The following is a 14564-nucleotide window of genomic DNA, read 5'->3' as shown; positions in this document are numbered from 1 at the left end:
GTAAGTATGGATGTTAGAATTCAATCAATTCACTTTGATGCGTCAGAGCAATTGCAGGCATTTATTCAGAAGAAAGTGTCTAAGTTGGAAAAATATTACGAAGATATAAAGAAAGTAGAGGTGTCATTAAAGGTAGTAAAACCAGAAGTTGCTGAAAATAAAGAAGCAGGCATTAAAATATTAATCCCTAATGGAGAGTTTTATGCAAGCAAAGTGTGTGATACATTTGAAGAGGCAATTGATTTAGATGTGGAAGCGCTCGGAAAACAGCTGGTTAAATACAAGGAAAAGCAACGTAGCAAATAAAAAAATCCCAAATATTTTGCGGGAAAGAAATAAATAACTAAATTTGCAGCCGTTTCGCTCGCGTTAGAACGTGACGGTTGCATTTTTTAGTAAGTTTGCCTCTTTAGCTCAGTTGGCCAGAGCACGTGATTTGTAATCTCGGGGTCGTTGGTTCGAATCCGACAAGAGGCTCAAAAAGAAACTGAAGAACAAAGAAAGAACATCTGTCTTTATCATATTGTTTGGAAAGAGTTCTTTTATTTCTTGATTTTGAAAAGGGCAAATACCAGAGTGGCCAAATGGGGCAGACTGTAAATCTGCTGGCTTACGCCTTCGGTGGTTCGAATCCATCTTTGCCCACAATCAGAGTGACAACTTTGGCAAGAATGCGGAAGTAGCTCAGTTGATAGAGCATTAGCCTTCCAAGCTGAGGGTCGCGGGTTTGAGCCCCGTCTTCCGCTCTCTTTTCTTGCTGTTATAGCTCAGTGGTAGAGCACTTCCTTGGTAAGGAAGAGGTCCCGGGTTCAAATCCCGGTAACAGCTCATAAAGGATGTAAATGCTGATTATTAATCAAATAAATAACAAGTAAAGCTATGGCTAAAGAGAAATTTGAACGTACCAAACCGCATGTGAACATTGGTACAATCGGTCACGTAGACCACGGTAAGACAACGTTGACAGCTGCTATCACTACAGTGTTGGCAAAAAAAGGTCTTTCAGAATTGCGTTCTTTCGATTCTATCGACAACGCTCCTGAAGAAAAAGAAAGAGGTATTACTATCAATACTTCTCACGTTGAATATCAAACAGCTAACCGTCACTATGCACACGTAGACTGCCCGGGTCACGCCGACTACGTAAAGAACATGGTAACTGGTGCTGCTCAGATGGACGGTGCTATCATCGTTTGTGCTGCAACTGATGGTCCGATGCCTCAAACTCGCGAACACATTCTGTTGGCTCGTCAGGTAAACGTTCCTCGTCTGGTTGTATTCTTGAACAAATGCGATATGGTAGACGACGAAGAAATGTTGGAACTCGTTGAAATGGAAATGAGAGAACTTCTTTCATTCTATGATTTCGACGGTGACAATACTCCTATCATCCGTGGTTCTGCTCTTGGCGCATTGAACGGTGTTGAAAAATGGGAAGACAAAGTTATGGAGCTGATGGATGCTGTTGATACTTGGATTCCACTGCCTCCGCGCGATGTTGATAAACCATTCTTGATGCCGGTTGAAGACGTATTCTCTATCACAGGTCGTGGTACTGTAGCAACAGGACGTATCGAAACAGGTATTATTCACGTTGGTGATGAAATTGAAATCCTTGGTTTAGGTGAAGATAAGAAATCAGTTGTAACTGGTGTTGAAATGTTCCGTAAACTGTTGGATCAAGGTGAAGCTGGTGATAACGTGGGTCTTTTGCTTCGTGGTGTTGACAAGAACGAAATCAAACGTGGTATGGTTCTTTGTAAACCGGGTCAGATTAAACCGCACTCTAAATTCAAAGCTGAGGTTTATATCCTGAAGAAAGAAGAAGGTGGTCGTCACACTCCGTTCCACAACAAATATCGTCCTCAGTTCTACTTGCGTACTATGGACTGTACAGGTGAAATCACTTTGCCGGAAGGAACAGAAATGGTAATGCCGGGTGATAACGTAACTATTACAGTTGAGTTGATCTACCCAGTAGCATTGAACCCGGGTCTTCGTTTCGCTATCCGCGAAGGTGGACGTACGGTAGGTGCTGGTCAGATTACTGAAATTATCGACTAATACACAATAATTAATCAGTTCCCGGTTTTTCATCGGGAACTGATTATGTACACACGGGAGTAGCTCAGTTGGTAGAGCACCGGTCTCCAAAACCGGGTGTCGGGAGTTCGAGCCTCTCCTCCCGTGCTAATATTATTGAAATGAAAAAGGTAATAGCTTATATTAAAGAATCTTACGACGAACTTGTACATAAAGTATCGTGGCCTACGTATTCTGAACTTGCTAACAGTGCAGTAGTTGTTTTATATGCTTCCCTGCTTATTGCATTGGTAGTATGGGGTATGGATGTCTGTTTCCAGAACTTCATGGAAAAAATCGTTTATCCACATTAAAAAAATAGGAATTGAAAATGGCTGAGATTGAAAAGAAATGGTACGTTCTGCGTGCTATTAGTGGAAAAGAAGCTAAGGTAAAGGAATATCTTGAAGCTGATCTTAAGAACAGCGACCTTGGTGAATATGTATCTCAGGTATTGATTCCTACTGAAAAAGTTTACCAGGTTCGCAATGGCAAAAAAATTGTGAAGGAAAGAAGTTATCTTCCTGGTTACGTTTTGGTGGAGGCTGCTTTGGTTGGTGAGGTCGCTCATCACTTGCGCAACACTCCGAATGTGATAGGCTTTTTAGGTGGCTCCGAAAAACCGGTGCCTCTCAGACAATCAGAAGTGAATCGTATACTTGGTACAGTGGACGAACTGCAGGAAACGGGTGAAGAACTCAATATTCCGTACGTAGTGGGTGAAACTGTAAAAGTTACTTTTGGACCTTTTAGCGGATTCAGTGGCATCATTGAAGAAGTGAATAGTGAAAAAAAGAAACTAAAGGTCATGGTAAAGATATTCGGGCGCAAAACACCGCTTGAATTGGGCTTTATGCAAGTGGAAAAGGAATAACACGGAATTGTTACGCTGTTGTTGTTCTTCGTTTAATGTTTATATATAAATCAATAAAAAAAATGGCTAAAGAAGTTGCTGGACTAATCAAATTACAGATTAAAGGAGGCGCTGCAAATCCATCACCTCCCGTTGGACCTGCTTTGGGTTCTAAGGGTATCAATATCATGGAATTTTGCAAGCAATTCAATGCCAGAACCCAAGACAAAGCAGGTAAAATTTTACCTGTTATCATTACTTACTACGCAGATAAGTCTTTCGATTTTGTAATCAAGACTCCTCCCGTTGCTATTCAATTACTTGAAGTAGCTAAGGTAAAGAGTGGTTCTGCTGAGCCTAACCGTAAGAAAGTTGCCGAGCTTACTTGGGAACAGATTCGTACGATTGCTCAGGACAAAATGGTTGACTTGAACTGTTTTACTGTGGAAGCTGCCATGAGAATGGTTGCAGGTACAGCTAGGAAGTATGGGTATCGCTGTAAAAGGGGAGTTCCCGGTTAATAACTAATAAACTTCAATTGTAATGGGTAAACTGACAAAAAATCAAAAGTTAGCTGCAGAAAAGATTGAAGCAGGGAAAGCATACTCACTGAAAGAAGCTGCATCTTTGGTAAAAGAAATCACTTTTTCCAAATTCGATGCTTCACTGGATATTGATGTACGTTTAGGGGTTGACCCGCGTAAAGCTAACCAGATGGTGAGAGGTGTTGTTTCACTTCCTCATGGTACTGGTAAAGAAGTGCGTGTGTTGGTACTTTGTACACCGGATGCTGAAGCTGCTGCAAAAGAAGCAGGTGCTGACTATGTTGGTCTTGACGAATATATTGAAAAGATCAAAGGTGGATGGACTGATATTGATGTAATCATCACTATGCCATCTATCATGGGTAAAATTGGTGCACTCGGTCGTGTACTCGGTCCTCGTGGATTGATGCCGAACCCTAAGAGTGGTACTGTAACTATGGATGTTGCTAAGGCTGTAAAAGAAGTAAAACAAGGTAAAATTGACTTTAAGGTTGATAAGAGCGGTATTGTTCACACTTCTATCGGTAAGGTATCATTCAGTCCTGATCAGATTCGCGACAATGCGAAAGAGTTCATCTCTACTCTGAACAAACTGAAACCGACCGCAGCAAAGGGTACATATATTAAGAGTATTTATCTTTCTAGTACAATGAGTGCGGGTATTAAGATCGACCCGAAATCAGTGGATGAAATCTAATAAAACAGAGAAATAATGAGAAAGGAAGATAAAAGTACGATTATAGAGCAAATTGCTGCTACAGTAAAGGAATATGGTCACTTCTACTTGGTGGACGTTACAGCTATGGATGCTGCCGCTACCAGCGCATTGAGAAGAGATTGCTTTAAATCAGACATCAAATTGATGGTGGTTAAAAACACTCTGCTTCACAAGGCACTCGAAAGTTTGGAAGAAGACTTTTCACCTCTTTACGGTTCTTTGAAAGGTACTACTGCTGTTATGTTTAGCAATACTGCAAACGTTCCTGCTAAGCTGATCAAAGACAAAGCAAAAGACGGTATTCCCGGACTGAAAGCTGCATATGCAGAGGAAAGCTTCTACATTGGTGCTGACCAATTGGATGCTCTCGTTTCAATCAAGAGTAAGAATGAAGTTATCGCCGATATCGTTGCCTTGCTGCAATCTCCGGCCAAGAATGTTATTTCTGCTCTTCAATCAGGTGGTAACACCCTACACGGAGTTCTCAAGACTCTTGGTGAACGTACCGAAGCGTAAAAATGGAAAAAGGTGTTATAGCCTTGGGAATAACATCCCGAATAATTTTCAAAAATCAACAAAGTATTTAAACAATTAAAATCATACAAAAAATGGCAGATTTGAAAGCTTTTGCAGAACAATTAGTTAACTTGACAGTAAAAGAAGTTAATGAACTTGCAACTATCCTTAAAGAAGAATATGGTATTGAACCTGCTGCTGCAGCTGTAGCTGTTGCTGCTGGTCCTGCAGCTGGTGCTGCTGCCGCAGAAGAAAAAACTTCTTTCGACGTAGTATTGAAGAGCGCTGGTGCAGCTAAACTTCAGGTAGTTAAGGCCGTTAAGGAAGCTTGTGGTCTAGGTTTGAAAGAAGCTAAAGACTTGGTAGACGGTGCTCCTAGCACAGTTAAAGAAGGTTTGGCTAAAGACGAAGCAGAATCATTGAAGAAAACATTGGAAGAAGCTGGAGCTGAAGTTGAACTTAAATAACATTGGCCTGGTAATCAGGTAATTCGGTTAAGAATCCTTCACAAGAGGGTTCTTAACCTTTTTGTGTATATATTTCAAATTAAGTTCTCCAAATTCATTAATAGATGTCTTCAAATACTGTAAATCAAAGAGTTAATTTTGCTTCGACTAAGAATCCGCTCGAATACCCGGATTTCCTGGAAGTACAATTGAAGTCATTCCAAGACTTTCTACAATTAGATACCCCACCTGAAAAGCGCAAGAATGAGGGATTGTATAAAGTATTTGCTGAAAACTTCCCTATTGCCGATACAAGAAACAATTTTGTTCTTGAGTTTCTGGACTATTATATTGATCCGCCGCGTTATACCATCGATGATTGTATAGAGCGTGGGCTTACTTATAGTGTTCCCTTAAAAGCGAAACTTAAGCTTTACTGTACGGACCCCGATCATGAGGATTTTGATACAGTGATTCAGGACGTATTCCTCGGCCCGATCCCTTATATGACTGATAAGGCTACTTTCGTCATTAACGGTGCCGAACGCGTAGTTGTGTCACAGCTTCACCGTTCTCCGGGTGTGTTCTTCGGTCAGAGTGTACATGCCAATGGTACGAAACTTTATTCGGCTCGTATTATTCCGTTTAAAGGTTCGTGGATTGAGTTTGCTACTGACATCAATAATGTGATGTACGCATACATCGACCGTAAGAAGAAATTGCCGGTAACGACTTTGTTGCGTGCAATTGGCTTCGAGAATGACAAAGATATTCTTGAGATTTTCAACCTTGCAGAAGATGTAAAGGTGAACAAGACAAATCTGAAGAAAGTGCTAGGTCGTAAATTGGCTGCACGTGTCTTGAAAACATGGATTGAAGATTTCGTTGATGAAGATACCGGTGAAGTGGTTTCTATTGAGCGTAACGAAGTTATTATCGACCGTGAAACCGTACTGGAAGAGGTGCATATTGATGAAATTTTGGAGTCGGGAGTTCAGAACATCCTTTTACATAAAGATGAACCGAACCAGTCCGATTTCTCTATCATATATAATACGCTGCAGAAGGACCCGAGTAACTCGGAAAAAGAAGCTGTGTTGTATATCTACCGTCAGTTGCGTAATGCCGATCCGGCTGATGACGCAAGTGCAAGGGAGGTTATCAACAACTTGTTCTTCTCTGAAAAACGATATGACCTTGGTGATGTAGGTCGTTACAGAATCAACAAAAAGTTGAATCTGACGACTGATATGGACGTGCGTGTCCTCACGAAGGAAGATATCATTGAAATCATCAAATATCTGATTGAGTTGATCAACTCAAAAGCCGATGTGGATGATATTGACCACTTGAGTAACCGTCGTGTACGTACGGTAGGTGAGCAGCTTTCTAATCAGTTTGCTGTTGGTCTGGCTCGTATGTCTCGTACGATTCGCGAACGTATGAACGTTCGTGACAATGAAGTGTTTACTCCGATTGATTTGATTAATGCGAAGACAATCTCTTCTGTAATCAACTCATTCTTCGGAACGAATGCATTGTCTCAATTCATGGACCAGACAAATCCCTTGGCTGAAATTACGCACAAGCGTCGTATGTCTGCCCTTGGTCCTGGTGGTCTTTCCCGTGAACGTGCCGGATTTGAGGTTCGTGACGTTCACTACACACACTATGGTCGTCTTTGTCCGATTGAAACTCCTGAAGGTCCGAACATCGGTTTGATTTCTTCATTGTGTGTATTTGCTAAGATTAATGATCTGGGATTCATTGAAACTCCGTATCGTAAGGTCGAAAACGGGAAAGTGGATCTTTCTGATAACGGTCTGATTTATCTGACTGCTGAAGAAGAGGAAGAAAAGGTTATTGCACAGGGAAATGCTCCGTTGAATGATGACGGTACATTTGTGCGTAACAAAGTTAAATCTCGTCAGGATGCTGATTTCCCGGTTGTTGAACCGACAGAGGTTGATTTGATGGACGTTTCTCCTCAGCAGATTGCATCAATTGCTGCTTCATTGATTCCGTTCCTGGAACATGATGATGCTAACCGTGCATTGATGGGATCAAACATGATGCGTCAGGCGGTTCCTTTGTTGAGAAGTGAAGCGCCGATCGTAGGTACAGGTATCGAACGTCAGTTGGTAAGAGACTCTCGTACGCAGATTACTGCAGAAGGAGATGGTGTTGTTGACTACGTTGATGCTACTACTATCCGTATTTTGTATGACCGTACAGAAGACGAAGAGTTCGTAAGTTTCGAACCTGCTTTGAAAGAATATAGAATACCTAAGTTCCGTAAGACTAACCAGAACATGACGATTGACCTGCGTCCGATTTGTGACAGAGGCCAGCGTGTGAAGAAAGGTGACATCTTGACCGAAGGTTATTCTACAGAAAAGGGTGAATTGGCATTGGGTAAGAACTTGTTGGTTGCTTACATGCCTTGGAAAGGTTACAACTATGAGGATGCTATCGTATTGAACGAACGTGTGGTGCGCGAAGACTTGTTGACTTCGGTTCACGTAGAAGAATATTCTCTGGAAGTTCGTGAAACAAAACGTGGTATGGAAGAGTTGACTTCTGATATCCCGAATGTAAGTGAAGAAGCTACAAAAGACCTCGACGAAAATGGTATCGTTAGAATCGGTGCTCGTATCGAGCCGGGTGATATAATGATTGGTAAGATTACACCGAAGGGTGAATCTGATCCTTCTCCGGAAGAAAAATTGCTTCGTGCCATCTTTGGTGATAAGGCAGGTGACGTGAAAGATGCTTCCTTGAAAGCTTCTCCTTCTTTGAAAGGTGTTGTGATCGATAAGAAACTTTTCTCACGTGTGATTAAGAATCGTAGCTCTAAACTGGCCGATAAAGCATTATTGCCTAAGATTGATGATGAATTTGAAGCTAAGGTAGCTGACCTGAAACGTATTCTGGTTAAGAAACTGATGACTTTGACTGAAGGCAAGGTTTCTCAAGGTGTGAAGGATTATCTGGGTGCGGAAGTAATTGCGAAAGGTTCTAAGTTCAGTGTTTCTGATTTTGATTCACTCGACTTTACTTCTATTCAATTGAGCAACTGGACTAGTGATGATCATATTAACGGTATGATTCGTGATCTGGTAATGAATTTCATTAAGAAATACAAAGAGCTGGATGCAGAATTGAAACGTAAGAAGTTTGCTATTACAATTGGTGATGAACTTCCAGCTGGTATTATCCAGATGGCAAAAGTATATATTGCTAAGAAGCGTAAGATTGGTGTGGGTGATAAGATGGCAGGTCGCCACGGTAACAAGGGTATTGTATCCCGTGTTGTTCGTCAGGAAGATATGCCGTTCTTGTCCGATGGTACTCCGGTTGACATCGTATTGAATCCGTTGGGTGTGCCTTCTCGTATGAACATTGGTCAGATTTTCGAAGCTGTATTAGGGCGTGCCGGAAAAACATTGGGTGTGAAATTTGCAACTCCTATTTTTGACGGTGCTACAATGGAAGATCTGGATCAGTGGACAGACAAGGCAGGATTGCCTCGTTACTGTAAAACTTATCTTTGTGATGGTGGTACAGGTGAGCAATTTGACCAGGCAGCTACTGTGGGTGTGACATACATGTTGAAGTTGGGCCACATGGTTGAAGACAAGATGCATGCTCGTTCTATCGGTCCGTACTCATTGATTACTCAGCAACCTCTTGGTGGTAAAGCACAGTTCGGTGGTCAGCGTTTCGGAGAAATGGAGGTTTGGGCACTCGAAGGTTTTGGTGCTGCTCATATCCTGCAGGAAATCCTTACTATCAAGTCTGATGACGTGGTAGGACGTTCGAAAGCTTATGAAGCAATTGTGAAAGGTGAACCGATGCCGCAACCTGGTATTCCGGAATCCTTGAACGTATTGTTGCACGAGTTGAGAGGATTAGGTTTGAGTATCAACCTAGAATAAAATAATAAAGAATATGTGGTGTCAACAAGCCGATGACGGTCTGTTGACATCCGTGTCTTTTCAATTTCCAATGATTCAATTATCAAATCTCAATTATATAGAGTATGGCTTTTAGAAAAGAAAATAAGACGAAAAGTAATTTCTCGAAGATCTCAATTGGTCTGGCTTCTCCGGAAGAAATCCTTGAGAATTCGAGTGGTGAAGTTTTGAAGCCTGAAACCATTAATTACCGTACGTACAAACCCGAACGTGATGGTTTGTTCTGCGAGCGCATTTTTGGTCCTATCAAGGATTATGAATGTCATTGCGGTAAATACAAGCGTATCCGTTATAAAGGTATCGTCTGCGACCGTTGTGGTGTGGAAGTTACTGAAAAGAAAGTACGCCGTGAACGTATGGGACATATCCAGTTGGTTGTGCCGGTGGCTCACATCTGGTATTTCCGTTCGCTCCCTAATAAAATCGGTTATTTGCTCGGACTGCCGACGAAGAAACTGGATTCGATTATATACTACGAACGTTACGTTGTTATTCAGCCGGGTGTAAAAGCTGAAGACGGTGTAGCTGAATATGATTTGCTCTCTGAAGAAGAATATCTGGATATTTTGGATACACTTCCAAAAGACAATCAATATCTTGAAGATAATGATCCGAACAAATTTGTTGCAAAGATGGGGGCTGAAGCTATCTATGATTTGCTGGCTCGTCTGGATCTGGATGCTTTGTCTTACGAATTGCGTCACCGTGCAGGTAACGATGCTTCACAGCAACGTAAGAATGAAGCTTTGAAACGTCTTCAGGTAGTAGAGTCGTTCCGTGCATCACGTGGACGCAACAAACCGGAATGGATGATTGTACGTATCGTACCGGTTATCCCGCCTGAACTTCGTCCGTTGGTTCCGTTGGATGGTGGCCGTTTTGCTACATCTGACTTGAACGACCTTTATCGTCGTGTAATTATCCGTAATAACCGTCTGAAACGACTGATTGAAATCAAGGCTCCGGAAGTGATCTTGCGTAATGAAAAACGTATGCTTCAGGAATCTGTCGATTCTTTGTTTGATAACTCACGTAAGTCAAGTGCTGTGAAGACAGACGCCAACCGCCCGTTGAAGTCATTGTCTGATAGCTTGAAAGGTAAGCAAGGACGTTTCCGTCAGAACTTGCTGGGTAAACGTGTTGACTACTCTGCTCGTTCGGTAATCGTCGTGGGGCCGGAATTGAAGATGGGTGAATGCGGTATTCCTAAATTGATGGCTGCCGAATTGTACAAGCCGTTTATTATTCGTAAGCTTATCGAACGTGGTATCGTTAAGACTGTAAAGTCTGCCAAGAAGATCGTTGACCGCAAGGAACCGGTGATCTGGGATATTCTGGAACATGTAATGAAAGGACATCCGGTACTGTTGAACCGTGCTCCGACATTGCACCGTTTGGGTATTCAGGCTTTCCAGCCTAAGATGATCGAAGGTAAAGCTATCCAGTTGCACCCGTTGGCATGTACGGCATTCAACGCTGACTTTGACGGTGACCAGATGGCTGTTCACTTGCCTTTGAGTAATGAAGCAATTCTGGAAGCACAAATGTTGATGCTTCAATCACATAATATCTTGAACCCGGCAAACGGTGCGCCTATTACTGTGCCTGCACAGGATATGGTTCTTGGTTTGTACTATATTACTAAGTTGCGTGCTGGTGCGAAAGGTGAAGGTTTGACGTTCTACGGACCGGAAGAGGCGTTGATCGCCTACAATGAAGGTAAGGTAGATATTCATGCTCCGGTGAAAGTTATCGTGAAAGACGTTGATGAAAATGGTAACATTGTAGACGTAATGCGCGAAACTTCGGTAGGACGTGTGATTGTTAATGAAATCGTTCCGCCTGAAGCTGGTTATATCAATACAATTATCTCTAAGAAATCTCTTCGTGATATTATTAGTGATGTAATTAAGGTATGTGGTGTGGCTAAGGCTGCCGACTTCCTGGATGGAATCAAGAACTTAGGTTATCAGATGGCGTTCAAGGGTGGTTTGTCATTCAACTTGGGTGATATTATCATTCCGAAGGAGAAAGAAACGTTGGTACAGAAAGGTTACGACGAAGTAGAACAAGTCGTAAACAACTATAACATGGGTTTCATTACCAACAACGAACGTTACAACCAGGTGATCGATATCTGGACACATGTAAACTCGGAGTTGTCTAATATCCTGATGAAGACAATTTCTTCGGATGATCAGGGATTCAACTCTGTATATATGATGCTTGACTCTGGTGCCCGTGGTTCTAAAGAACAGATTCGTCAGTTATCAGGTATGCGTGGTTTGATGGCAAAACCGCAGAAAGCAGGTGCTGAAGGTGGTCAGATCATTGAGAACCCGATTTTGTCAAACTTTAAAGAGGGACTTTCCGTGTTGGAGTACTTTATCTCTACCCACGGTGCTCGTAAAGGTTTGGCGGATACCGCTTTGAAGACTGCCGATGCCGGTTATCTGACTCGTCGTCTGGTGGACGTATCACACGATGTGATTATTACAGAAGAAGACTGCGGTACACTTCGCGGATTGGTTTGTACAGACCTTAAGAATAACGATGAAGTTATTGCTACTCTGTATGAACGTATCTTAGGACGTGTTTCCGTACATGATATAATCCATCCTACAACAGGTGAATTGCTTGTTGCCGGTGGTGAAGAAATCACTGAAGAAGTTGGTAAGAAGATTCAGGATTCTCCGATTGAGAGTGTTGAAATCCGCTCGGTATTAACTTGTGAAGCGAAGAAAGGTGTTTGTGCTAAATGTTACGGACGTAATCTGGCAACGAGCCGTATGGTTCAGAGAGGAGAAGCTGTCGGTGTAATTGCAGCTCAGTCTATTGGTGAGCCGGGTACACAGTTGACATTGCGTACATTCCACGCCGGTGGTACTGCTGCGAATATTGCTGCTAATGCAAGTATCGTTGCTAAAAACAATGCACGTCTTGAATTTGAAGAGTTGCGTACGGTAGATATCGTTGATGAGATGGGTGAATCTGCTAAAGTGGTAGTGGGTCGTTTGGCCGAAGTACGCTTTGTGGATGTGAACACTGGTATCGTTCTTTCTACTCATAACGTTCCTTATGGTTCAACACTGTATGTAGGTGACGGTGATTTGGTAGAAAAAGGCAAGCTGATTGCTAAGTGGGACCCGTTCAACGCTGTAATTATCACAGAAGCAACTGGTAAGATCGAATTTGAGGGCGTAATTGAAAACGTTACTTATAAGGTTGAATCGGATGAAGCAACAGGTCTTCGTGAAATTATTATTATTGAATCCAAGGATAAAACCAAAGTTCCTACAGCTCATATCTTGACAGAGGACGGTGATTTGATCCGTACTTATAACTTACCGGTAGGTGGTCACGTAATCATCGAGAACGGTCAGAAGGTAAAAGCTGGTGAAGTAATCGTGAAGATTCCGCGTGCCGTAGGTAAAGCGGGTGATATCACGGGTGGTCTTCCTCGTGTTACTGAATTGTTTGAAGCTCGTAACCCGTCAAATCCGGCTGTCGTTTCTGAAATCGACGGTGAGGTAACAATGGGTAAGATCAAGCGTGGTAACCGTGAGATCATTGTAACTTCTAAGACTGGTGAGGTTAAGAAATATCTGGTTGCATTGTCTAAGCAGATTCTGGTACAGGAAAATGACTATGTACGTGCAGGTACTCCGTTGTCTGACGGTGCTACTACTCCAGCAGATATCTTGGCAATTAAAGGTCCTACAGCTGTACAAGAATATATCGTGAATGAAGTTCAGGATGTATACCGTTTGCAGGGTGTGAAGATCAATGATAAGCACTTCGAGATTATTGTTCGTCAGATGATGCGCAAGGTGCAGATTGATGAACCGGGAGATACTCGTTTCCTCGAACAGCAAGTTGTAGATAAACTGGAATTCATGGAAGAAAATGATCGTATCTGGGGTAAGAAAGTCGTAGTGGATGCTGGTGATTCTCAAAATATGCAAGCAGGTCAGATTGTAACTGCCCGCAAGTTGCGTGATGAGAACAGTATGTTGAAACGTCGTGACTTGAAACCGGTTGAGGTTCGTGACGCTGTTGCTGCTACCTCTACTCAGATCCTTCAGGGTATTACACGTGCTGCTTTACAGACTTCAAGCTTCATGTCAGCGGCTTCCTTCCAGGAAACAACGAAAGTCTTGAATGAGGCTGCTATCAACGGTAAGGTCGATAAGTTGGAAGGTATGAAGGAAAATGTGATTTGTGGTCACTTGATTCCTGCAGGTACCGGTCAGCGCGAATTCGAAAAACTCATCGTTGGATCAAAGGAAGAGTATGACCGTATCTTGGCTAACAAGAAAACAGTACTTGACTACAATGAAGTAGAATAAATACAATTCAATTGACTATATGAGAAGGAGCGATTGCCAGATTGGGCAATTGCTCCTTTTTTTATTTCTTTTTTACTTGTGTGTATTGCTATTAGTCTCAGGAAAAATGTGTTATTTTGCAGGATAACTTTTTAATCATATAAAATATGGAAGAACAAAATAACAACGGACAATTACAGATTGAATTGAGAGAAGAGGTAGCGCAGGGCACTTATGCAAATCTAGCTATTATTACTCATTCTAGTTCTGAATTCATTCTTGACTTCGTGCGCGTAATGCCGGGTATACCGAAGGCTGGGGTGCAATCTCGCATTATTGTGGCTCCAGAACACGCAAAACGTCTGCTGCGGGCACTGGAAGACAATATAGCAAAGTATGAACGGGTATTCGGGCCGATTCGTACTTCAGATGAACCTTCTCTTCCTCCCTTGACAGGTGTAAAAGGCGAAGCGTGAGGATGATATAAAAACATTAAAAAAAAAAAAAAGTTGTAGCGCATTGAATATTCAAATATTATTCGTATTTTTGCAGCCCAAAATGTATAGTTACGAAATTAATATAACAATAATATAAATCAAAAAACAATTAAAATGCCTACAATTCAGCAATTAGTAAGAAAAGGACGCGAAGTGCTGGTGGAGAAAAGTAAATCTCCAGCCTTGGATTCATGTCCTCAAAGACGTGGCGTTTGCGTGAGAGTATATACTACTACTCCGAAGAAGCCGAACTCTGCAATGCGTAAAGTAGCTCGTGTACGTTTGACTAACCAAAAAGAGGTGAACTCATACATTCCGGGAGAAGGTCACAACTTGCAGGAACACTCAATCGTTTTGGTACGTGGCGGTCGTGTAAAAGACCTTCCGGGTGTACGTTATCACATCGTTCGTGGTACACTTGATACAGCAGGTGTTGCTGGTCGTACTCAGAGACGTTCTAAGTATGGTGCTAAGCGTCCGAAACCGGGACAAGCTGCCGCTCCAGCTAAAGGTAAGAAAAAATAAGGATTAAGACCTAATTAAAATTAAAGTAATAACTTACGTTTTAGTTTGTTGGAAATGCTAAAGGTTGAGTAAATTCT

11 protein-coding genes, 5 tRNA genes and 1 pseudogene are annotated in these 14564 nt (G+C 42.1%); all 17 read left to right on the top strand.

Translation table 11 applies throughout. The annotated features are described in order from the left end of the window. The first annotated feature begins 6 nt into the window (after nt 1-6). The 17 genes and pseudogenes from hpf (at nt 7) to rpsL (ending at nt 14487) form a co-directional block, all read left to right on the top strand. Nucleotides 7-306 (top strand): ribosome hibernation-promoting factor, HPF/YfiA family, encoded by a 300-nt coding sequence (gene hpf / locus NXV01_RS02400; protein ID WP_004310895.1) that lies wholly within the window; start codon nt 7-9, stop codon nt 304-306. Between the two features lie 97 nt (nt 307-403). Then, nucleotides 404-477: transfer RNA gene (locus NXV01_RS02395), tRNA-Thr, on the top strand. 85 nt (nt 478-562) lie between these two features. Further along, nucleotides 563-645 (top strand) — tRNA-Tyr (locus NXV01_RS02390). A 28-nt stretch (nt 646-673) separates the two neighbouring features. After that, nucleotides 674-746, top strand: a tRNA-Gly gene (locus NXV01_RS02385). A gap of 10 nt (nt 747-756) precedes the next feature. Continuing rightward, nucleotides 757-828, top strand: a tRNA-Thr gene (locus NXV01_RS02380). Nucleotides 829-879: 51 nt separating this feature from the next. Next, nucleotides 880-2064, top strand: coding sequence for an elongation factor Tu (gene tuf / locus NXV01_RS02375; protein WP_008997824.1), 1185 nt, complete (start codon nt 880-882; stop codon nt 2062-2064). A 53-nt stretch (nt 2065-2117) separates the two neighbouring features. Next, nucleotides 2118-2190: transfer RNA gene (locus NXV01_RS02370), tRNA-Trp, on the top strand. Between the two features lie 14 nt (nt 2191-2204). Beyond that, complete coding sequence (gene secE / locus NXV01_RS02365) at nt 2205-2396, top strand: preprotein translocase subunit SecE (protein WP_004296363.1); 192 nt, start codon at nt 2205-2207, stop codon at nt 2394-2396. Between the two features lie 17 nt (nt 2397-2413). Then, nucleotides 2414-2956, top strand: coding sequence for a transcription termination/antitermination protein NusG (gene nusG, locus NXV01_RS02360; RefSeq protein ID WP_004296362.1), 543 nt, complete (start codon nt 2414-2416; stop codon nt 2954-2956). Nucleotides 2957-3018: 62 nt separating this feature from the next. After that, nucleotides 3019-3463, top strand: a pseudogene (gene rplK, locus NXV01_RS02355) (50S ribosomal protein L11). Nucleotides 3464-3478: 15 nt separating this feature from the next. Next, a complete protein-coding gene (gene rplA / locus NXV01_RS02350; protein WP_004296360.1) occupies nt 3479-4177 on the top strand; it encodes a 50S ribosomal protein L1 in 699 nt (232 codons plus the stop codon). Nucleotides 4178-4192: 15 nt separating this feature from the next. Continuing rightward, entirely contained in the window at nt 4193-4714 is a 522-nt protein-coding gene (gene rplJ, locus NXV01_RS02345) for a 50S ribosomal protein L10 (RefSeq protein WP_099145748.1), read from the top strand. 92 nt (nt 4715-4806) lie between these two features. Further along, entirely contained in the window at nt 4807-5181 is a 375-nt protein-coding gene (rplL, locus tag NXV01_RS02340; protein ID WP_004296358.1) for a 50S ribosomal protein L7/L12, read from the top strand. A gap of 104 nt (nt 5182-5285) precedes the next feature. Beyond that, complete coding sequence (gene rpoB / locus NXV01_RS02335; RefSeq protein WP_099145749.1) at nt 5286-9098, top strand: DNA-directed RNA polymerase subunit beta; 3813 nt, start codon at nt 5286-5288, stop codon at nt 9096-9098. A 104-nt stretch (nt 9099-9202) separates the two neighbouring features. Continuing rightward, the gene (gene rpoC / locus NXV01_RS02330; RefSeq protein WP_148365525.1) at nt 9203-13486 is read left to right on the top strand and encodes a DNA-directed RNA polymerase subunit beta'; all 4284 of its coding nucleotides are present in this window, start codon (nt 9203-9205) and stop codon (nt 13484-13486) included. A 146-nt stretch (nt 13487-13632) separates the two neighbouring features. Further along, a complete protein-coding gene (locus tag NXV01_RS02325; RefSeq protein WP_148365524.1) occupies nt 13633-13941 on the top strand; it encodes a DUF3467 domain-containing protein in 309 nt (102 codons plus the stop codon). A gap of 135 nt (nt 13942-14076) precedes the next feature. Continuing rightward, nucleotides 14077-14487, top strand: a complete 411-nt coding sequence (rpsL, locus tag NXV01_RS02320; RefSeq protein WP_002558078.1) for a 30S ribosomal protein S12 — start codon at nt 14077-14079, stop codon at nt 14485-14487. Nucleotides 14488-14564 lie beyond the last annotated feature (77 nt).

It is taken from the genome of Bacteroides sp. BFG-606 (genome assembly GCF_024788145.1).
Classification (GTDB): Bacteria; Bacteroidota; Bacteroidia; order Bacteroidales; family Bacteroidaceae; genus Bacteroides; species Bacteroides vicugnae.
The sequence above is the reverse complement of the archived record's forward strand: the minus strand, read 5'-3'. Positions and strand labels throughout refer to the sequence as shown.